The following is a 20,374-nucleotide window of genomic DNA, read 5'->3' as shown; positions in this document are numbered from 1 at the left end:
GGCGCCGATCAGTGTGCCAGCCCGCCGAGCAGCTTCTCGAACGAGGCCATCGTGGCGGGGATCCGATCGAGCTTCACGAACGGTGTCGAGAAGAAGCGATCGACCGTGGCGTTGAACATCGCCGGGTCATCGAACGGCACCATATGCGTGCTGTTCGGGAAGATCGCGAGTTGGGCATTCGGAATGTGGTTGAACATCAGCACCAGATGCTCGAGCGTGATGAGATCGTGATCGCCGCCGAGGACCAGTGTGGGCGCCTTGATCTGCCCCAGCAGGGTCGGGGCGATGTGCGGCTCCTTCAGCATCGTGCTGGTCACCTTGAAGTCGCGCTTGCCCTGCGGCGTGTTCTTCACGCTGTCGGTCATTCCCGCAAGCATCGTCTTTACCAGGGCATCGGTCTCGGGATAGATCGCCTGCGACGACGGATTCAGGTTGGCGGCCATCGCGACCAGCTTGCGCACCTTCTCCGGATGGCGCACGCCGAGGAGGAGCGCCTCAATGCCGCCATCGCTCCAGCCGAGCACATTCACCGAATCGAGCTTGAGGTGATCGATCAGGGCAGCGAGGTCGTCGGTCATCTTCTCGTAGGTGATCGGCCCGTCGCTGTCAGTCGAGCGCCCCTGGTCGCGCGAATCCATGGCGACCACGCGATAGCTCTTGCTGAAATGCGCGATCTGGGCGGCCATCGTGCCGATGGAGCCGCCATTGCCGTGTACCAGCAGCAGCGGCGTGCCGCTGCCGTAGCTCTCGTAGTAGAAGGTGACGCCGTCGTGAACGAAAGTGCCGCTGGCGGCGGCGTTGGCGCCGTAAGGAATGGGCGCGGCCGGGGCGGCCGCCGGAGCTGCTTCGACCGGCGGTGCTGCGGGCTTGGAGCACCCCGCCAGCGTGAGCAAGAGGGCGGCGAGGCGAAGTGCCCCAGAACGAACGGCCATGAGGGTCCCCGGGTGGCGGAAGGCAGCGCGGATCAGTGTGCGTGGATGCACAACGATAACGCGGCCACCGCAAATCGGGGGCTCGTCCGGCAGCCGGTCCTCACCGGCCTCTTCCGACGCCGAGTGAGCAGACAAACGCTATTTCGATTAACCTGACGAAGGAGGGATTTCCCATGCGGGATGAGAATGAAGGAATTGATGATGACGACACGGACGAACCCGAAGGCGCTCCGGCAGACACCGAGGCGCTGATCCGCTGCCCGTACTGTGCCGAGGAGATCGAGATCACCCTCGACCCGAGCGGCGGCGCCGTGCAGGAGTATGTCGAGGATTGCGAGATCTGCTGTCGTCCGTGGCACCTCCATGTCACCTTCGATCTCGACGGCACGGCGGAGGTACAGGTCGAGGCCGCGAGCTGAGGCGACTCAGTGCGGCCGGAGATCCACCGGGTGGTAGTCGGGGTCGCGCTTCGGGTCGTAGCGGAGCGAGGCGCGATCGATGAGTTTCCCGCCCTGCATCAGCTGGACGATGTTGCGCGAGTCGCCGATCTGCGTCGACGGATCACCACGCACCAGCAGCAGGTCGGCGACCTTGCCTGGCTCCACTGTGCCCCATTCCGATTCGGCATTCACCAGTCGCGCGGCGTTACGGGTGGCAAGAGTGATCACCTCGAGTGGTGTGAGGCCAGCCTCGACCAGCAACTCGAGTTCGCGGTGGAGCCCCTCGCCATAGTACTGGCCGGGCCACGGAGCATCGGTGCCGGCGACGACGAGAATGCCGGCATCAAGCATCCGCTTCACATTGCGGGCGGCCGTCGTCAACGCCGTGCTATAGAAGGCCATCAGCCGTGATTCCTGCGCCGTTGGCGGCTTGAGGCCCCACGCGGTGACCTGCGACATGTAGGTCGGGCTCATCACGTCCTTGATCAGCGGCTGCTGCAGGAAAGACATCTCCTTGAAGCGGCGACGCGAGAGGCTCTCGTAGACGGCGAGGGTGGTGATCGTCGCGGTGTGGTGATCCGCCATGTAGCGGATCGCCTCGTCGGTCATCGCGCTGGTGCCGGTGTGCGCGTAGATCGCGATGCCGGTTTGCGCTACCGCGAGCGAGCCGTTGCGCTGGCCGACGTCGGCGATGACGCGCATCGAATCGCGCGCGGCGGCATCGACGAGCACTTTCACCATCTCGGTGGTGAGGCCGCCGTAGGCCTTGATGAAGACGGCGCCGGCGCTCTTCATCTGGCGCACGAAGAACGACGCCTGTTCCGGTGTGGTGAGCGGTTGCGAGATGTCGGGCCACTGCGGCGTGGCGCCATCAAGCACCGGGCCGGTGAAGAAGATGCGCGGGCCGGCGAGGCGCCCGGCGCGAACCTCCTCGCGCAGCTGGCGCACGTACGAGGTCACGTCGCCCGGGTCGAACGCCGAGGTGATGCCATTGTAGAGCAGGGCATTCATGGTGACGCGCCCGCCGAGCCAGTCGGCGGTCTCGCCGTCCCAGCCGCCGGAGAGGTGGGTGTGCATATCGGCGAGGCCAGGCATCAGCGACATGCCGCGGCCGTCGATGACGCGTGCGCCGGCGGGTGTGCTGACTTGTGAAGCCGCGCCGGCGGCGGTGATGCGGTCGCCACGCACCACCACGGTCGCGTCGGCAATCGGAGCACCCCCGCGACCGTCGATGAGCCGGACGTGGGTGAAGGCGGTGAGTTGTTGCGCGGATGCTGTGGCCGGGAGGGAGGCGAGGAGCAGCAGCAATCGGGCGGGCATTCAACCTCCGGAGGGTGCGGTGCGCGTTCCGATGCCATACGGCGTACTGGCGGCATCGGTTACTCCCGCACCCTCGGTGGGGGCCGAAGCCCCCACGGCTATTCGTGGTGGCCGCCTACCGTGGCACCACCGGCAGGATGAGGTGTGACGGATGCGCCGCATCGTGCAGGATCCGCTGGTGCGCCGTCACGAAAGTCGAGTCGCGCTCGTTGTTGCCGCCGGTGTTCAGGTTGCGATCGTACTTGGGGAAGAGCGCCGATGTGACGCTCACCCGCAGCCTGTGGCCCGGCGCGAAGACCTTGGAGGTGAACCAGAGGTCGACGTCGTAGCGCTCCACACTTCCCGGCACCAGCGGCACCACCTTGTCCATCCCCTTCCGGAACCGCGCCCGCGTCAGGCCGTCCTGCACCCGCTCGGCGTGCCCATCAGGAAAGACATCGAGCAGCATGATCGCCCAGTCGGTGTCCTTGGCATCGCTCGACGCCCAGAGCGACGCCGACATTTCACCGGTGATCTCGATCGGCCGCTTGAGGGGCGCGGAGGTGAACACCAGGGCATCCTGCCGGGTGGCGTTGAGGACGGTGTAGTCCTCATTGAGCGACTCTTCCAGCTCGCGCGAGTCGATCAGGTACGGCGTGGGATTCCCCGGGTCGTAGCTGTAGCTGTCGGCGGCCGCGCCCTTGGGTGGCAGGGTGTCGAGGACACCGTTCCCGTTGCTGGTGCGGGCATTCCCGCCCGACGACAGGTACCAGTTGGTGGCCTTCGCGCGTGCGAGCGGCCATTCCCTTTCCTGGCGCCAGGTATTGTCGCCCTGTACGAAGATGTCGACCGGTGGCAGCTTGTCGACGCCGTTGTCGCGGCCAAGCAGGTAGTGATCGAACCAGCGCAGCTGGAGGTCACGGTATTCGTATCGCGCCTGCGGTCCGAAATCTCCCGCCACGTAGTCGACACCCTTGTGCGCGTGGACACCCATCACCAGGTGCCAGGCCGGGTGATTGTTCACCTTCAGGAGTGCATCGGTGTAGTCGAGCGGGCCGCGCGCATCGTCGTGCCAGCCGGCCAGCGACAGCGCCGGAGCCTTGACCTTGTCGATGAAGGTGGTGGCCGCGTGCTGGCGCCAGTAATCGTCGAGCGTGTTGTGGGAGATCCACCGTTCCCACAGCGGCAAATGGCCGCAGCCCAGCCGCTCGGGAAGATATGACAATGGCAGATGCGTGATCGCCTCGCCGATATCGAGCTCGGCCGTATTGGTCGCCATATTGCGATCCTTCATCAGGCAGGTCCAGTCGACATTGATCGGACCGAACGCCATCGACGAATACGGCACGATCCGCCACGGATCGCTGGTCGCGGCCGAGGGCGCAATCGCGGCGAGACTCGGCGGCGCCGCCACCGCGGCGAACCAGACCAGCCGCCCCTCATCGGAATGGCCAATCATCCCGACCTTGCCGTTGGCTCCTGGAAGCTTCGCGGCCCACTCGACCGCATCGTAGCCATCCTTGATGTCGCTGCTGTAATCACCGAAATCGGCGACATCTCCGCTCGACTTGCCGCGACCCCGCACCAGCTGCCCGACGTAGATGTAGCCGTGCGACGCCCACCAGCGGCCGGCGGCCGGGTTGCTGGCGCGGTAGGGCGAACGCTGCATCACGACCCCGAAGGGTCCGGGACCCACCGGCCGCACAATGTAGGTCTCGAGTGTGGCGCCATCGCGCGTCGGCATCAGCTTGGTGGTGTCCACCACGGTGGTGTATTGCGAATCGGAGGCAGGCATCTTCCAGACCTGATAGGTCGTCTCGACCACGGCCGGTGTGGCCCGACGCACCAGCCGGTAACGACGATCCTGGACTGTGCCGTTGGTGTACTGGAGTCCGGCGAGCGTGTCGCCGTGCCAGGCGGCGCGCATCACCAGCCGATCATCCTGCGTCAGCACCACCGAATCACCCGCGACGGACACCTTGCTGACGGTGAGCATCGGCTGGCCAGTGCGGCGCCGGAGGAAGCCGACATTCCCGGAATCCGTGCCGGCAAAGTGAGCGAACCCCATCCGGCGCCATCCCTCGAAGCCGAATTTCGGCGTGGCACTCAGCGCGATGTAGACATCCCAGTCTCCCGCGAGCGCTGCCCTGGGTGGCCGCTGCAGTGCGGCGAACCCGCTGGTGCCCGCCACCAGGACCAGTGCGGCCGTGAGCGATCGACGGTAGCCGAGAAACCACCCCGTGAATTGCGACATGCTACTCCCCCTGCGGAGAACGTGTCGATCGCCGACGTGCGGCGACCAGGATTCCGACGCCAACCAGATTCATCACCAGAATCATGCTGCCGACCTTGAAGGCGAAGGTGGCAACACTCGCCACCTTGATGATCGGAAAGACCGACAGCACGACGTACAGCAACGTCATCAGCAGCCCCGACCAGGACGCCACCTGCAACCAGCGCGGCGGCCTGGGTGTCACTCCCCGTAGCCCGATGATCGGGATTGCGAACATCACCAGATACGCCAGCGCGTAGAAGATGCCGCCGGCGTTGAACAGGAGCTGAAACGCTTCGGCCCGCCCCACGCCGATGAGGCTCACGAGCGAGAGCGCGAAGGAACAGACCGCCACGAGGATGACCGAGTTGATCGGCGTCCGGTGGCGTTCGTGCAGGCGCGAGAACCACGCCGGCAGCAGCCGGTCCCACCCGGCCACCATCGGCAGGCGCGTCACCGCGGTGAAGCTGACACTCACCTGGGCCACCCGCATCGCCAGCGTCATCAGGATCGCGATCGTCACCAGCGGACCGGCGATGCCGAACGGGCCGAACCCGGCACGAAGCACCTGGGGCATCGGGCCGATGAGGTCGATCTGCTCGGTCGGGACATAGGCCACCACCGTGGCGGTGCCGAGAATGAACATCAGCGCGATCAGCGGGGCGGCGATCAGCACCGATTTCCGGACCGACCTCGCCGGCGCTCGCGTCTCACCCGCGAGGATCGCCACATACTCGAAACCGCCAAGTGCACCGAAGCCCATCTTCCCGAGCAGATTGAGATTCAGCAGCGACCACTTCGGCAGCGTGGTGCGGAAGGGGTGGAACTCCCGCAACGTGCCCGTGGCAAGCCCGAGAAAGGGCAGCAGGATCAGGATGCCGAAGATGATCAGCATGAAGATGCCGCCGGTGTTGTGTACCCATTTTCCGACCGAGAGCCCGATGATGGCGGCCACGGCCATCAGGGTCAGAATGACGGCAGAGGAGAGCGCCACGAACCAGTTGCTCGACGTCATCCACGCCGCGCCTGGCCCGAGCGCGTACGACAGATAGGTCGCGCACTGGAGCCCGATCTCCGAGGTGTACACAATGACATAGAGCCAGAGATTCCACGCCAGCAGGAAGCCGACCGTGGGATTGAAGCCGAGTTTGGCCCACTGATAGAGGCCACCCTCGAGCGGCATCAGCTGGTTGAGGTAGATCACCACGGCGGCCATGGGCAGATAGAAGAAGACCATCGCCAGTAGCCACATCACCACGTGCGAAGGCCCCAGCGTGCCGGCGACGCCGATCCAGGTGAGGCCGATGATGAAGAGGATCTGGGTGAGTGCGAGGTCGCGGACGCCAAGTTCCTTCTTCAGTGTCGCGCTGTGCGCCTCGACTCGTGCCTCGGCCTGGGCGAGTGCAGAGGTCGCCGAATTCTCACCGTCGCTCATCGCGTCACCTCGCCAAGGATGTGCCAGTACCGGGCCCACGCTTCGAGCCCTTCGTGCAACCGATGCACCCGGAAGAATTCGTTGGGCGCGTGGTAGTCTTCATCGGCTGTGGAGAAGGAGAAGTAGACGCATTCGAGACCCATCAGTCGCTGGAAGAGCTCGGCCACCGGGACGGTGCCTCCCATCCGGACAATCAGCGGATCGACACCGTAGACCGCGCGCAGTGCCTCGCCGGCGGCCTTGAGGGCGAAATGTCCGGGGGCGATATGGGCGGCGGGAGTACCGTGATTCCCCGGATTCACGACGAGGCGGGTTCCCGGCGGCACGTTGGCCTCGAGATGTCTGGTGACCAGTGCCACGATCTCGTGGGGATCCTGGTCCGGAACAAGCCGGCAGGTGATCTTCGCGTGCGCCTCGCAGGGAATCACCGTCTTCGATCCCGGCCCCTGGTAGCCGCCCCACATTCCGTTGAGCTCGAGGGTCGGGCGCGTCCATTGGCGTTCGAGTGTACTGTAGCCAGCCTCGCCCACTGCTGCCGGCGCGCCGACCTGCGCGAGATACGCGGCCTCATCGAATGGCAACGCCGCGATGTCGGCCCGTTCCGCGGTACTCAGTTCCTGCACCCGGTCGTAGAAACCTGCCACGGCCACGCTGCCATCGGCGTGATGCAACGTGGCAATCAGCTGCGCCATCGCATGCAACGGATTGGCGACGCTGCCGCCGTGCCGCCCCGAATGCAGATCCTTGCCTGCGGCTGTCAGTGTCAGCTCCACACCGGCCATGCCGCGATTCGCGACCGTGAGCGAGGGCTCGTTGATTCGCCACATCGCCCCGTCGGCCGAGAGGACGACATCGGCCGCGAGCAGATCGCGATGCTCGGCGATGAAGTGCTCGATGTTGGGAGAGCCGATCTCCTCTTCCCCTTCAATCAGGAACTTCACGTTGATTGGCAACCGCCCTTCCGCGGCGAAAAAGGCCTCCGCGACCTTGATCGGGATCAGCATCGGCCCCTTGTCGTCGGAAATGCCGCGGGCGTAGAGGCGACCCTCGCGCAGGGTCGGCACGAACGGCGGGGAGGTCCACTTCTCCAGCGGCTCGGGCGGCTGGACATCGTAATGTCCGTACACCAGCACCGTCAGCTTGCCGGGTGCTCCAAGCCATTCGGCATAGACCAGCGGGTTGCCGTCCGATTCGTACGTCCGCACCGAGAGCGGCCCCGCCGCACTGAGGCGCGAGGCAACGAACGCCGCGGCGCGATGCACATCGGCACGGTGTGCGGGATCGGTGCTCACGCTCGGGATCGAGGCAAACTCGATCAACTCGTCGAGAATCGCCGCGTGCCGCGAGGTGAGCAGCGCGAGTACCGGGTCGAGCGCCATTACTTGCCGCCGTCGATGGAGAGGACCTGCCCGGTAATCCACCCGGCATACTCCGAGGCGAAGAAGAGCACGCCCCAGGCGATGTCATCCACGGTGCCGAGGGTCTTGAGCGCGATCCGATCGAGGAGGGCTTGCTGCCCCGCTTCGCCATACGATTGCCACTGCGCCTCGGTAGTGGCGTTGGAACGGACGAAGCCGGGGGCGATGTTATTGACGGTGATGCCGTAGAGCCCGAGTTCGTGGGCCAGCTGCCGGGTGAGACCGATCTGCGCCGCCTTCGCCGCGGCATAGGCCTGGATGCCGGTGAGCGAAATGCCGAGGCCGGCGCCACTCGAAATGTTGATGATGCGCCCGGCGTGGGCGGCCTTCATTCCTGGGGCCACCGCCTGCGAGCAGTAGAAGGCGCCGCTCACGTTCACGTCAAATATCTCCTGCCACGCTGCCGCGCTGACCTCCTCGAGGGGGCGCCCCACCTGGCCCAGAACACCGCCGGCGTTGTTCACAAGGATGTCGATGGCGCCAGTCGCCGACGCCACGCTCGCGACGAACTGCTCCACCGCGCCCTTGTCGCGCACATCGAGGAGCGCCGCGGTGCAGCGACCTCCGGCCTCACGGCAGAGCCGTACCGTCTCCTGCAGTTCGTCTTCAATCACGTCAACGGCGTGCACGGTTGCGCCGCGCTCGGCGAACGCGACCGCAATCGCCCGTCCGAAACCGTGTGCGGCGCCGGTCACCAGGACGCGCTTCCCCTGAAATGCCACGTTCACGAGGGGAGCGCGTTCGCGAGCGTGTCGAGGGTGTCGAGCGAGAGCGGCCGACGCTCCGCTTCGATGTCGTGGATCAGCTCCACCACCTTCGCCGTGAGCGGCGTCGCCACCCCCGCCTCGGCGCCGAGTGTCACCACGATGCCGAGCTGCGCATCAACTTCCGTCGGCCGCTTCCGCACCGCGAGGTCGCGCCAGATACCGCTGTGGGTCTTGGCCGATTTGCGATTGTGCGCGACGAGATGATCGAGCGATGCCACGGCAGCCCCTGCCCCGGCGGTGGGGAGGTAGGCCGCCGGATCGAAGCCGTCGAACGCCTCCGGCGTCACGCCGCGCGCAGCGGCCACCGCGAGGATCTCCCGTGCGAGTGCAATGTAGAGCGGGCGATAGCGCGGCATGGCGAGGGCATCGGCGATCGACTCGTTGGTGAGTGCTGTCGCGAAGAGCATCGCACCATAGGCCTCCTTGCCCCAGAGGTAGCCCCAGATGTTCGGGGTCGCCGTGGCGCGTTCGTCGAACTCGCGCCACGCATCACGGAGTCCGAGCACGCGCGGCGAGACGCGGGTCGCTGCCTCACCAAAGGCCTCACCGATCATCACGGTGCCTCGGCCGCCATAGAGGAGGACACCGGGTTCGATATAGTCGGCGCCGAAATTGACGAATGCGCCCACGGTCCTGGCCTCGCCCACCACGTGGCTGATGGCGAGTTCGTTGAGCCCGTTCTGCGCCGACACCACGCAGCCGCCCGGAGCAAGATGTGGCAGCAGTGCCTGGGTTGCCGCTTCGGTGTGGTGCGCCTTGGTAGCGAGCACGATGGTCTGCCATTCGCCGCGAAGGGTGTCGGGGGTATATGCCGGCATCCGGGCGGTGAAGGTGGCGATCGGGCCGGTGATGGTGAGCCCTGCGGCGTTGATGGCATCGACGTGCTCGGCCACACTGTCCACGGCCGTGACATCGTGTCCGGCGCGCGCGAGATACGCGGCCATCGTGCCGCCGATGGCGCCGGCGCCCCAGAAAAGCGCGCTTGTGGGAGGTGCCGCCATCACGAGTGACTGCCCCAGCCGCTCTCAAGGAGGGCCCGAGTCTCGTCGACGGCGACCTGCCAGAGCGCGAGGAGCTCGCTGTCGGGGCGCTGATAGAGGCCGCCAAAGTTGCCGTCGCCGAGGAAGCTCCGGAGTGCCATCGGGTCGAGCGCGCGGATCCGGTCCATCGGCGGCACCGGCCCCTTGGTCACCGTTGGCATCTCGACGTCTGGCAGTCGGGTCCAGGGGAAGTTTTCCATCCACGATCCGTGCGAGGCGACCGGATCGAGCTCCTGCACCTTGGCCCAGGTGCAGGGCGCACTCCACCAGTTATGGAAGATGACGCGGCAGCCCGGGTTGTCGGCGGTCCACTCCGTAGCGAACTGCTGCACCGCACCGTTGCCGCCGTGTCCGTTGCAGATCATGATGCGACGGAATCCGCTGTGCGCCATCGAGTCCAGGATGTCGCGCACCACCGCAAGATGGGTCTGGACGCGGAGCGAAATCGAGCCCGGATACTCCCGGAAATAGGGTGTCACGCCATAGCTGAGGACCGGAAAGACCGGGATACCGAGGGGTGCCGCGGCCTCGGCGGCGACGCGTTCGGGGAGGATGCAATCCACGGTGAGGCGGAGGTAGCTGTGCTGTTCGGTACTGCCCAGCGGCAGGATGGCACGGTCGTCGTGCTTGAGATAATCGTCGACCTGCATCCAGTTCATATCACTGATGCGCACGGGATGGTCTCTTCGATTGTGGGGGCAGAGCAGGAAGGATAGCCCCAAACCGGGCAGGGCTACCAGCGCGGAGTGGGTGCGGGGCGTACGGGCGGGGAGGGGCGGGGGTCACTTCGAGGCAAGGACGCCGCCGATGAGGGAGCCGACGGCGGCGACCAAGACTGCTGAGACGATGATGGTGAAATAGTCCCCGGTCCGGCGTGCTGCCCAGGCGCCGATGATGCCACCGCCGATGGCACCGATGAGCCAGCCGTTGTTGTCGTAGCGGCGCATCGCGGGCTGCGCTGGTGGAGCCGACGTGTGAAGTGGTTGGCGGAGTCCGACCGTGACCGTGGTGGCGCGCGGGCCGGGGGCGGACTGGGCGGTGAGGGTTGGAGGGACGCCGAGCGTGGCGAGCAGGAGCATGACCGTTTGAGCGAAGCGGATGATGCGGTGACGCACGCGGATGGCTCGGAGGGAGGGGTGCCGAAAGGTACTGCGTCGCGCCGGGGATGATTGACCGTGTGACCTCCAGAGCCCGACACCGGTCTGTTGGGTATCCCCCCTCGGAGTTTGATATGCGCATTCATTCGGTGCTGGCGTCGGTCCTCGTTTCCGCAGTCGTCGCAGGTTGTGGCGGATCTCCCACCGATGCGAATCAGGGCAGCGTCTTCCTCGCGGTCACCGGCAGCGCTGCGGTTGGCACCGCGCTCGATGCTCATCTGGTGAACCACAGCGAAGTTGCTGTGCGCGTGGGCTGGCTGCCGTGCTATGTGATGACCGACCGGCGGGTAGGGGATCGATGGAGTGAAATCCCGCGCGAGAATCAGGCCTGCATCATGCCGGTCTACACGATCAATCCGGGTGCCGAGTTCGCGTTCCCACTCACCGCACCGACTACGCCAGGGACGTTCCGGCTGCGCACGATCGTGGGTGACGATTCAGTGTTTTCGTCGCCGTTTGTGGTGCGATAGGGCGCTCTTGTAACTGCGGCTTCCTTGCGCCGGGTCAGTCCGGCGTTCGGGGATGCTGCATGGACGTGGGCTTGATCTCGCCGACCTGTCGCCAGCGGTTTCCGTCGTACCGCAGCGCCATCCGGGTGATCGTGAAGCCGCGATCCACGCCATGCTCGTCACCGAAAATGAAAACATCGGCCACTGCGCTGTCGGACGGGATGAACCTGACGCCCTCGATCGCAATGATCTTTCGCGGTGCAGCGTAACAGTCGGTTGTCACTTCAGCGGAACATTCCCGCAGGGCGATCAGCGTGTCTGCCAGATCCTTCATGCTTGGAATGTGCAGCAGGTAAATGCCGGTAGCGCTGTATTGTCGCTGCAGCTGATCCAGTACGCTCGCACGCGCGCCCGCGGCCGATCGCGCTTCCTGCGCCGAGGCCGCAACGCCGGGATGGCAGGTGATCGCCAGGGTGCAAGCGAAGGTGAGCACGAAGCGTGAGAAGTGGCGCGGCATCCCGAATGGTAAACGGTTTGCACTCACTTGTTCCGCCACGTTTCCGCGCGGTCGCTACATCGCGCGAGTCGGCCACCCCTGCTCGGCGCGATCCCAGAAGCTTTCGACCGCGATTTCGGGAAGTGTCAACAGCTGGGCGCAGCTGGGAGGTGCAGCGTCGGCGAGCGGGAGGAAGCGTTGCTCGCGGCCCTGATCGGTCTTGAAGTAGAGGCCCGACGGCCACGGTCGCGGAATGGTGTTGGCCTCGAGCTCGTGGCCGGGCTCGCGGCGAACCATCACCACCTGGCCTTGCAGCGTCAGGGTGCGGTGTCCGGGGCAGTTGGCGTGGGTGCTCCATTCCATCGTGGTCTTCTCCGCGCGGTGCGGCCGAGGGACGCACCGGCAGGGGGCCGGCGGTCGATCGACTGCCCTGGCGACCTCGCACGAGGCGCCAGCGATAAGAGGACGGACTCGAATGAGTAGAGGCACACAGGGGTGGACCGGGAATCGGGCAGGGCGTCTGGGCGACCGCGGTGCGGCACGAGTGACTTGGGCGCTACCGCGATCGTAATCGGGTGATGAGCCGCGTGTAGTAGGACACTCGTTCTTCGGCCATATGAATCACGGTCTCGCGCCACCCCGCTGGGCCAGCGATCATCAGCGCGGGATTGTTCCTCGCGCGGAGGAATTCCTCAACGGTGATGCCGAGCCGGAATGCCAGCTCACTTGGTGCAACCTGCCCGAGCAGATGGTCGGTCGCTTCGCGGAAAGTCATCGGACACCTCCCGTGCCGATCTTCCTTGCACTGCTATCGATACCCGACCGGCCCCGAGGGGATTTGCGGTGCCGGCTTCACAATGTGCGACGCGGGAGGTGAGCCCAATGACACAATCCGTGACAGCCAGCGGCGGATCAGCCGCAACAGCGACCGCTTCGGTAGCGGTGTCGCCTGAATCGGTAGGGCCACAAGGGCGCCGCGCACCGATACGAGGGGAAACGCGCCGGTGGAGTTGTCGAGCCCAGGCGCGCGGCTCATTTCGGTCGGTTCACCATCACCCGGGCGACGCCTCTGGCCAAAGATCGGGATCTCCCGCCGAGCGGATGAGTGAGCCGGGGTCTGTACATCGCTTCCAAACATGGTCCCTCCTGAGTCTTGCGAGGAGACGATGTGAGGGAAGCGGAGTGCACGTGCCGGATCCGGCGCTTCCGCGTCGCTTGCGCTACTATCGAGTGGTCACCACAACGGGGCATCGATGCGAAACACTTTTCTCGTGATTGCGTGCGGTTTCCTGGTCGCCGCATGCGGCGGCTCACCGGCGCCCGCTCCCGTCGATTCCGCCGCGCTCGCGAAACAACGCCTCGACTCGACCCTCGCCGAACGCACGAGCGCAGCGCCAGCCCTGCTGGCGGAGGCGCGCGGAGTGATGGCGCAGCTCCTCTCGAAACCGGCGACCGCGCTGTTCGACTCGCTGCGCGTCTCGCAGCCCGCCGTGCGTGATGGCGCCTGGCCACCACCAGCCGTATGCGGACGACTAGGCGGGAAGCCGGGCGTCAGTGGATCGAAAGGAATGACGCCGTTCATCTACATGAACCGGATGACGGTCTTCGTCCTCGACGGAAAGAACCAGGCGCAGTTCTCGGCGCTGTACGACAAGAGTTGTGGCGGGCCAGGGGCGCGAGTGCTGTTGGAGTGAGTCGGGTAGCGCACGATGGAATAGACGACGCCCCGCCGGTTCGAATTCACCGGCGGGGCGTTTCACATCCAGCTTCCTGGCCCCGCTACTTCAGAAGGGCGAATACTCCGGCGGTGTCACGCCGTTGAGTCGGAGATACGGTACCGTCTGCCCGAGTGTCCAGGGGAAGTGATCGAGCATTTCCATCAGGCCCCGCGCACGAGTCACCTTGTTGCCGAACTGCACGATCGGTTCCTGCATCTGGGCTTCGGTCACGCCGCGGAGCATCGTGATGCTGTGATCCATCGCGGCCGCAGCATAGGCCCTGAGTGCGGCCTTGTTGTGCAGGTAGACGGCGGAGTCGCCGAAGGACGGCGTCTTCATCGAACCGGTGATCGCAAGGTGCGCGATCAACGCATCGGAGCCGGCCGCGTGTTCTATCTGCTCTGCAAAGGTCCGCACACCGGGCGTGGGCCGGAAGCCGAGCATCGAGTCCGGGGCGGCGTCGATGTAGCGGAGCACCGAGGCCTTGTGAGTCTGCACCACCTCGATCAGCGCGGCAGTGGAGATGAAGGTCTTCTGGGCGACCAGCGGCATTGCTGCCAGCGGGAGCAGGGCGAGGGCGGCGATCAGGCGGTGCGGGCGCATACGGTTCTCCGGAGGTGCAGGGGAGCGGCGGGTTGCGGCAGAAGGTGTGGCCGGCGCCGGGGGAGCGCAAGCCACACCGACCGTGTTCGTCCGCCGCTACCAGGCTGCCGACGTGGTTCCGATGATGGTTCCGCTGCCGTTGCTGAGCGTGAACGAAAAGAGACCCTCCTTTTTTCCATCCGAACGGTTGTTGATGGAGGTCAGCGTCAACGTGCCCGTCCCTTCTGGTGTCCTCTGGTTGGAGTTCTCGACATCGTTCTGGTCGACCGACAGGAACATGTTGAACGATCGCGCCGTCGGGGCATTCGGCGTCTGGATTCGAGTGAAGGTCTGGCCTGCAGCAAAGACGTGATTGGTCGGGACGAAGATCCCCAGAAACACGCCGATGGTGTCGTCCGGCGCGATATTGCAGATGATCGTCAGCCAGTCGAGTCCAGACTCCGGCGCAAGGCTCCGCTGGGCAGTCATATCGCCGTAGAAATAGCGGCCGTTCGCCGGTGTCCGCTCGCGATCCCAGAATCCGGCGATGGTGCATTCAAAGAACGACGAGGGATCGACGTTGATCACTGCCGTGCTGCGGGAGAGCAACAGACCGCTCGCATCAGTGATCTGCACCTTCAACTGATCGTCGCCCTTGTTGACCGCGGTGTAGTTGATCGACGGCACTGTCGTGGTGACCTGCCCAACTGAACCGATTGTGCCAGCCTGTCCGACGACATTCCAGACGTATTTTGCCCCCGCCGGCAGCGTGCCGACGGCCGCAACCGTGAAGACTTGCTGGTTCCCGCGGAACAGTGCCTTCGGACTCGGCGAGATCGTCGACCGCTGCAGGATCCGCACCTTGGTCGATGCGCGCGTCACCAGGACTCGGCGGCCCGGGGTGGCAATATCGTAAACGGCCACCTGCACCACGATCTCCCCCGTCTGGTCTGGCATTGCCGACAGGTTGACGCTCTTCTGTTTGGTGGTGATCGAGCCGGCCGCTGGTGCATCGCTCGCCGACAACTCCGATCCGGTGCCGTTCTGGCTCCACTCGTAGTCGTACGTTGATGTGAGGTCAGACGACAGCGCCAGCGTGAGCGCCACGATCCCGCCGGCATCCACCAGGGGGGAGGGCGGGTTGATCGTCGCCTTCGCCTTGCTCAGCGTCACCGTCCACATCACGCCACGATCGGCATCGGCAAGATTGCTGAACAACCGGCTCAGGGCACCGTTCGCCTTGGCGCCAGAGAAGGGCGACGCGAGTTTCGCGACGAAATTGCTGCCGGTGCGAAGCGACGCCTGCCAGTCGACCTTGTTGATCTGGTTCATCGCCGCAGCACCGACGCTGTCGAGTGACAACGGTCCCACGTTCTTGAATTCATCGTACCCATCGGTGATGAACTGCATCTGCTGTTCGATGTTCTTCAGGTTGTTGCGCAGCCCAACGCCATTCGACGGCAACGGCGGGCCCGACGGAAGTGGGGGAAACGGGTTGCCGAGCGCGTTGCGCAGATTTGATGCAGCAGGCACCAGTGACGGCAAGGTTGGCAGCAACGAGGCGAAGCCACTCAACTCGAGAACGTAGGCGTACACCGTGTCGATGAAGTAGGTCCGGAGGAACATATCGCCAACGGCCGCGTTCCAGTCGGCCACCTGGGAGGCATAACGTGCGGCCCCAAAGAATGCCGGGGTCACCCCATTCGCACTCGGCCCGATCACCACGACTTCGAACGTCGTCTCATCGGACGTGCCATCGAGCGCGAGTTCAATCGGACCGATGGTGAACGCGTCGAAAGGCTTCGCGCCGTTGAGGAGTGCGGAAATCCCACCCACCGGCGTGAGATTCAGCGGCTCGTCCATCGACAGCGGCCCTGCGACGAGTTTGGCAGGGACGATGTCGGTTGCCACACCGTTGGTGGACTTGCGCACTTCATAGACATAGACCTTCACCGGCCGGCGGAACGAATTGGAGAGGTCGATACCGGTGACCACGCCGTCGGTGCGGAGCGCGACGCCCCCCTGTTCGGTGATCGGCGCGATGATGATTTGCGGTGCGTTGTCGCCGAGCTGGGCCTCCGGCGCCGTGATCGCTGCTGGTGGGACGAGCGCATCGAGCAGGGCGCCGAGGGCCGAAGCGATCTGGGCGTCGCCATCCACGACGGCCTTGGGGTTTGCGGCGATCCGCTGACCGATCACGGTACCCAGCGCATCGAGGCGCGAGTCGGCCGTGAGCAAGGCCAGTGCTTGCGACTTGGCGGGCGCAGGGAGGAATGGACCGCCCATGGCAAACCACGCCAGAGCCACGCCGGTCGATCGCGGGGTGATGGCCGCGGCCCCGGTGGCCGGATCGAGAAACCCCGCCATGATGCCGTTGCCATTGGCGTCGCGCGCAATCGCGAGTGTCGGTGCGATTGGCGACACGCCGAGCGAGAAGCTCCCGGCACTCGTTGGGGCCGTGCTCCGCCCCATCCCCGCGACCGTGAGCGCGGTTGGCGAGAATGAAGATCCACTCGGGACGGTGAGCGTACCCGACACGGTGGTGAGTCCGGTCGGTGGCGGTGGCGGCGGCCCGGGAGGAGGAGGCGGGCTGATGGGATTGGTATTGCCACCGCAGGCGACCAGGGCCATCGCGCTCGACGAAAGCACAGCGATCGCATCTCGACGTTTCATAGTTCACCGTGTGGGCAGCGTAGGTGGTTGGGCGGTGCTCGCCGAGCACCTCAAGGGGCTCCTGTTGGTATAGCGGAGGATCTGGTCGCGGCGTGCCACGGCGGGTGGGAGTCGGTGCTTGGTATGTTTCGGGAACTCCCCACCACGGCCCAATCGATTTCTTCTCCTGCCGATTCACCGCTCACCTCCTCGGAGGTGACCTCGCTGCTTGAGGCGCTCCGCCACGGCGATCAGGTCGCCGGTGACCGGCTGTTGCCGATGCTCTACCAGGTGCTGCACGACATCGCCTCGCGCCTGATGCGGGGCGAGCGCCCCGACCACACCCTCCAGCCCACCATCCTGCTCCACGACGCGTGGCTCAAGCTCACGGCCGATCGCGCTTCACCCTGGACAGATCGCGGTCACTTCCTCGCGCTCGCCTCGCGCGCGATGCGCCGCCTGCTGGTCGATCACGCCCGCGCACGGAACGCGGCCAAGCGCCGTGGCGATCTGGCCGTGCCGCTCGACGATCAGCTCGCGGTGGGTTCCGGTCCGGACCTGGTCGATGTGATTGCGCTCGACGACGCACTCGACGGACTGGCCAGGGTGCACGACCGGGCGCATCGGGTGGTGGAATTGCGCTACTTCGGCGGTCTCGAGTGGCACGAGATCGCGGTAGTGCTCGGCGCGGCGGAGCGCACCGTCAAGCGGGACTGGGACTTTGCTCGCGCGTGGCTGCGACAGCGGATGGAGGGCTCCGAGACGGCGCCTGTCCCGTTCGCGTGACAGATGCCGCCTACCATCCTATGAGCGATGATTTCTGGGTTCGGGTGCGTGAGGCCTTCGACGCCGCGTCGGATGCGCCAGCGGCAGAACGTGCCGCCCTCATTCGGGCGGCGGCGGGCAACGATGCGGCAGTAGAGCGTGAAGTACTCGCGTTGCTGTCGATCGATCCGGGCGAATTTCTCGAAGGGCGCGCCTCATTCCCGGTCGATGCCGATCTCCTGCGGGCGCAGTTGGCGGAGGGAACGGTCGTCGGCGGGTATCAGGTGACACGCCTCCTCGGTCGCGGTGGTATGGGCGAGGTCTACGAAGGCGTCCGCGCCAGCACCGACTTCCGCAAGCGGGTCGCCATCAAGGTGTTGCGCGCCGGATCGATGTCGCCCGATCTGGTGCGTCGCTTCGAGCAGGAACGCCGGATTCTTGCCGGCCTCGATCACCGCAACATCGCCACACTGCTCGATGGCGGACTCCTTCCCAATGGTCGCCCCTTCCTGGTGATGGAGCTGGTGGAAGGGATCCGGATCACCGACTGGTGCAGCGAGCGTGAACTTTCAATCGATGCACGGCTGGTGCTCTTCCGGCAGATCTGTGGCGCGGTCAGTCACGCCCACCGCAACCTCGTGGTGCATCGCGACATCAAGCCGGCCAACATCCTGGTGACGCCCGATGGCACCGTCAAGCTGCTCGATTTCGGCATCGCGAAGGTGCTCGACGCCGGGGCAGCGAGTGGGAGCGACTCGACGGCCACGCGTGGCGGGGCAGCGGGGCTGACGCCGGAGTACGCTGCGCCGGAGCAGCTCACCGGTGGCACCGTCACCACCGCGACCGACGTCTACGCCCTCGGCCTCCTCCTCTTCGAACTCCTCACCGGATCACGCCCATTCGCGACAGCGGGGGCGGATTACCCCGAACTCACCCGGCTGGTGCTCACCACCGACCCGCCGATGGCGAGCCAGTCGGTGCGAGTGACGCGGCCGGGCAACGATGGCGAGGCCATCAGGCGCGAGCTACGCGGCGATCTCGATGCGATCGTCCTGCGGACGCTGCGGGCCGAGCCCGGGGAGCGCTATTCCTCGGTCGATGCGCTGGTCGAGGAGCTCCGCCGGCATCAGAGCGGACTGCCGGTTGAGGCGATGCGCGGCCATCGCGGCTATCGACTCGGCAAGTTTCTGCGGCGACATCGCGGCGCAGCACTCGCCGCGGCTGCGGTGACGATCGCGATCGTGAGCGGACTGGTCAGCACGTTGCGTGAAACACGACATACGCAGATCGAGCGCGCCAGGGCAGAGAGCACCAACGCCTTTCTGGTGACGATGTTGTCGTCGGTCGACCCGGCGGCCGCGGGGAAGGAAGTGCCGATGGTCGAGGTCCTCGACTCGGCGGCGGCGAGCATCAGTCGCGACAGCGCGCTCGATCCCGAAGTCGAAGCATCACTCCGCTCGGCCATCGGCTTCAGCTATCGCGCGCTGGGCAAGTATGCCGCCGCAGCGCCTCACCTGCAGCGCGTCGTGGTGCTGCGGCAGCGAACGCCTGAGAAGCCGCTGCCGATTGCGCTGGCCTATCGCGAGCTTGGCCAGTTGTACGACGGCGCCGGAGAATATCAGCTGGCCGATTCCCTCTACCGACTCGCGATTGCGGTGTTGCCCGCGCGCGGGGATTCGAACCTCACCGCGGCAGCCACCGACCTGATGGCGCAGCGTGCACGGCTGCGGTCGATCAGTGGCGACCTCGCCGCGGCCGACACCATTCTCACGCTGGTCGCCGCGCGACAGCAGGCGCAACACGGAGCCGGTTCGCTTGAGGCGGCCAGGGCCCTCACCCAGCTCGGGGTGACGGTCGCGCAGGAACAACAATTCGCACGCGCGGAGTCACTCACCCGCGCGGCGCTCATCATCTTCACCAAAGAGTTGCCCAAAGGACATCCCGATATCGGCAAAGCACTCGGCCGACTCGCCACTATCTACGAGCAGTCGGGCGATCGCCCCGCGGCCGACAGCGCTTACCACCAGTCGCTCGCGTCGCTCGATGCGAGCCTGGGCGCGGATCATCCCGACGTCGCGTGGATCCGGGTCAACTACGCCGGCTTCCTGCTCGACGGAAAAGACTGGGACGGCACCATCCGCGAGGCCGACGCGCTGCTCAGTCATCGTGGCGGCACGCTTCCCGACACGCACTTTGGGATCGGGCTGGCGCTGCAGCTTCGCGCGCTGGCGTTCGCCGGTCGCGGCGACCACCGCACGGCGGTGGCCGGGCTCCGCGAATCGCTGGCCGTGCGGCGCAAGGCGATGTCGCCCGATCACTGGACCATCGGCAGCGGCGAGAGCCTGCTGGGTGAAGAGCTGGTGCAGGTCGGTGAACGGAGCGAGGGAATGCAGCTGCTGCTCGATGGCTGCCAGCGGATCGCACGCGGGCTCGGCCGCCAGAGCCCCCAAGCGCAGAAGGCCGCGACCCGGCTGGCCGCGGCCGGGGGGAAGGGGTGTTGAGGGGTGACTTCCAGGTTGCTAGCTCACTATATTACAGGCCACGTCTGGCCTAATTTGTTGATTTTTGCTTGATTAGGGCCATATACGGCCTGTTATATGGAGTCAGCGTGCGAATCACCAACCGAATGACCGATGGCGAGGTGGTGCGGGAGGTCGGGGAGCGGCTGCAGGGCTACCGGCTTCAGCAGAATCGGACGCTCGAGGAGGTCGCCCTGGCTGCCGGGGTCAGCTATCGCACGGCCAGGCGTGCCGAGGCAGGGGAGAGTCGTCCGGCACTGATGACGGTGGTGCAGTTGCTGAGGGCGCTCGGACGTCTCGAGGCTCTCGACGCGTTCCTTCCGGCGCCAACCATTTCTCCGATCCAGATGGCACGACTCGGTGGGCGAGTTCGTCAGCGCGCCGGAACTCCGCGGCAAGCTCGCGGGCGCCCGGACGAGTAGGCGCGGCGCGC

21 protein-coding genes are annotated in these 20,374 nt (G+C 65.8%); 6 read left to right on the top strand and 15 right to left on the bottom strand.

Annotation, left to right across the window (positions count from 1 at the left end):
• Positions 1–8: 8 nt before the first annotated feature.
• Complete coding sequence (locus V4558_02395) at positions 9–932, bottom strand: alpha/beta hydrolase (GenBank protein MES2304320.1); 924 nt, start codon at positions 930–932, stop codon at positions 9–11.
• Between the two features lie 173 nt (positions 933–1,105).
• Between V4558_02395 and V4558_02390 the strand changes: the two genes are divergently transcribed.
• A complete protein-coding gene (locus V4558_02390; protein ID MES2304319.1) occupies positions 1,106–1,351 on the top strand; it encodes a CPXCG motif-containing cysteine-rich protein in 246 nt (81 codons plus the stop codon).
• A gap of 6 nt (positions 1,352–1,357) precedes the next feature.
• On the opposite strand, the gene V4558_02385 is transcribed toward V4558_02390, so the two are convergent.
• From V4558_02385 to V4558_02350, 8 genes are all read right to left on the bottom strand, one after another.
• Complete coding sequence (locus V4558_02385) at positions 1,358–2,692, bottom strand: amidohydrolase family protein (protein MES2304318.1); 1,335 nt, start codon at positions 2,690–2,692, stop codon at positions 1,358–1,360.
• A 115-nt stretch (positions 2,693–2,807) separates the two neighbouring features.
• Complete coding sequence (locus V4558_02380) at positions 2,808–4,925, bottom strand: CocE/NonD family hydrolase (protein ID MES2304317.1); 2,118 nt, start codon at positions 4,923–4,925, stop codon at positions 2,808–2,810.
• A 1-nt stretch (position 4,926) separates the two neighbouring features.
• Positions 4,927–6,378 carry an APC family permease gene (locus V4558_02375; GenBank protein ID MES2304316.1) on the bottom strand — a complete coding sequence of 484 codons (1,452 nt, stop codon included), beginning with the start codon at positions 6,376–6,378 and terminating at the stop codon, positions 4,927–4,929.
• A complete protein-coding gene (locus tag V4558_02370; GenBank protein ID MES2304315.1) occupies positions 6,375–7,757 on the bottom strand; it encodes a dipeptidase in 1,383 nt (460 codons plus the stop codon). Before V4558_02370 ends, V4558_02375 begins: the two co-directional genes overlap by 4 nt.
• Positions 7,757–8,524, bottom strand: a complete 768-nt coding sequence (locus V4558_02365) for an SDR family oxidoreductase (GenBank protein ID MES2304314.1) — start codon at positions 8,522–8,524, stop codon at positions 7,757–7,759. Before V4558_02365 ends, V4558_02370 begins: the two co-directional genes overlap by 1 nt.
• Positions 8,521–9,564: a 2-dehydropantoate 2-reductase gene (locus V4558_02360; GenBank protein ID MES2304313.1), complete on the bottom strand. Its 1,044-nt coding sequence runs from the start codon at positions 9,562–9,564 to the stop codon at positions 8,521–8,523. The genes V4558_02365 and V4558_02360 overlap by 4 nt, the downstream gene beginning before the upstream one ends.
• Positions 9,564–10,277, bottom strand: a complete 714-nt coding sequence (locus tag V4558_02355; protein MES2304312.1) for a creatininase family protein — start codon at positions 10,275–10,277, stop codon at positions 9,564–9,566. Before V4558_02355 ends, V4558_02360 begins: the two co-directional genes overlap by 1 nt.
• A 108-nt stretch (positions 10,278–10,385) precedes the next feature.
• Complete coding sequence (locus V4558_02350) at positions 10,386–10,718, bottom strand: hypothetical protein (GenBank protein MES2304311.1); 333 nt, start codon at positions 10,716–10,718, stop codon at positions 10,386–10,388.
• Between the two features lie 116 nt (positions 10,719–10,834).
• On the opposite strand from V4558_02350, the gene V4558_02345 reads away from it, so the two are divergent.
• On the top strand, positions 10,835–11,230 hold the full coding sequence (locus tag V4558_02345) for a hypothetical protein (protein MES2304310.1): 396 nt from the start codon (positions 10,835–10,837) through the stop codon (positions 11,228–11,230).
• Between the two features lie 34 nt (positions 11,231–11,264).
• Here V4558_02345 and V4558_02340 read toward each other — a convergent pair whose 3' ends face one another.
• The 4 genes from V4558_02340 to V4558_02325 all read right to left on the bottom strand — a co-directional run bounded on the left by V4558_02340 (position 11,265) and on the right by V4558_02325 (position 12,741).
• Positions 11,265–11,726 (bottom strand): hypothetical protein, encoded by a 462-nt coding sequence (locus V4558_02340; protein MES2304309.1) that lies wholly within the window; start codon positions 11,724–11,726, stop codon positions 11,265–11,267.
• 54 nt (positions 11,727–11,780) lie between these two features.
• Complete coding sequence (locus V4558_02335; protein ID MES2304308.1) at positions 11,781–12,068, bottom strand: hypothetical protein; 288 nt, start codon at positions 12,066–12,068, stop codon at positions 11,781–11,783.
• Positions 12,069–12,261: 193 nt separating this feature from the next.
• On the bottom strand, positions 12,262–12,480 hold the full coding sequence (locus V4558_02330; protein MES2304307.1) for a hypothetical protein: 219 nt from the start codon (positions 12,478–12,480) through the stop codon (positions 12,262–12,264).
• A gap of 33 nt (positions 12,481–12,513) precedes the next feature.
• Complete coding sequence (locus tag V4558_02325) at positions 12,514–12,741, bottom strand: hypothetical protein (GenBank protein ID MES2304306.1); 228 nt, start codon at positions 12,739–12,741, stop codon at positions 12,514–12,516.
• 217 nt (positions 12,742–12,958) lie between these two features.
• On the opposite strand from V4558_02325, the gene V4558_02320 reads away from it, so the two are divergent.
• A complete protein-coding gene (locus V4558_02320; protein ID MES2304305.1) occupies positions 12,959–13,399 on the top strand; it encodes a hypothetical protein in 441 nt (146 codons plus the stop codon).
• A gap of 90 nt (positions 13,400–13,489) precedes the next feature.
• Here the strand turns inward: V4558_02320 and V4558_02315 are convergent, their stop codons facing one another.
• Complete coding sequence (locus V4558_02315) at positions 13,490–14,026, bottom strand: DinB family protein (protein ID MES2304304.1); 537 nt, start codon at positions 14,024–14,026, stop codon at positions 13,490–13,492.
• A gap of 96 nt (positions 14,027–14,122) precedes the next feature.
• Complete coding sequence (locus V4558_02310; protein MES2304303.1) at positions 14,123–16,678, bottom strand: hypothetical protein; 2,556 nt, start codon at positions 16,676–16,678, stop codon at positions 14,123–14,125.
• A gap of 123 nt (positions 16,679–16,801) precedes the next feature.
• Between V4558_02310 and V4558_02305 the strand changes: the two genes are divergently transcribed.
• The 3 genes from V4558_02305 to V4558_02295 all read left to right on the top strand — a co-directional run bounded on the left by V4558_02305 (position 16,802) and on the right by V4558_02295 (position 20,363).
• Positions 16,802–17,443 carry an ECF-type sigma factor gene (locus V4558_02305; GenBank protein ID MES2304302.1) on the top strand — a complete coding sequence of 214 codons (642 nt, stop codon included), beginning with the start codon at positions 16,802–16,804 and terminating at the stop codon, positions 17,441–17,443.
• 20 nt (positions 17,444–17,463) lie between these two features.
• Positions 17,464–19,923: a serine/threonine-protein kinase gene (locus V4558_02300; GenBank protein ID MES2304301.1), complete on the top strand. Its 2,460-nt coding sequence runs from the start codon at positions 17,464–17,466 to the stop codon at positions 19,921–19,923.
• Positions 19,924–20,030: 107 nt separating this feature from the next.
• Positions 20,031–20,363, top strand: coding sequence for a helix-turn-helix transcriptional regulator (locus tag V4558_02295; protein ID MES2304300.1), 333 nt, complete (start codon positions 20,031–20,033; stop codon positions 20,361–20,363).
• The last annotated feature ends 11 nt before the right edge of the window (positions 20,364–20,374 follow it).

This window comes from Gemmatimonadota bacterium, assembly GCA_040388535.1.
In the GTDB taxonomy this organism is placed as follows: Bacteria; Gemmatimonadota; Gemmatimonadetes; order Gemmatimonadales; family GWC2-71-9; genus Palsa-1233.
The sequence above is the reverse complement of the archived record's forward strand: the minus strand, read 5'-3'. Positions and strand labels throughout refer to the sequence as shown.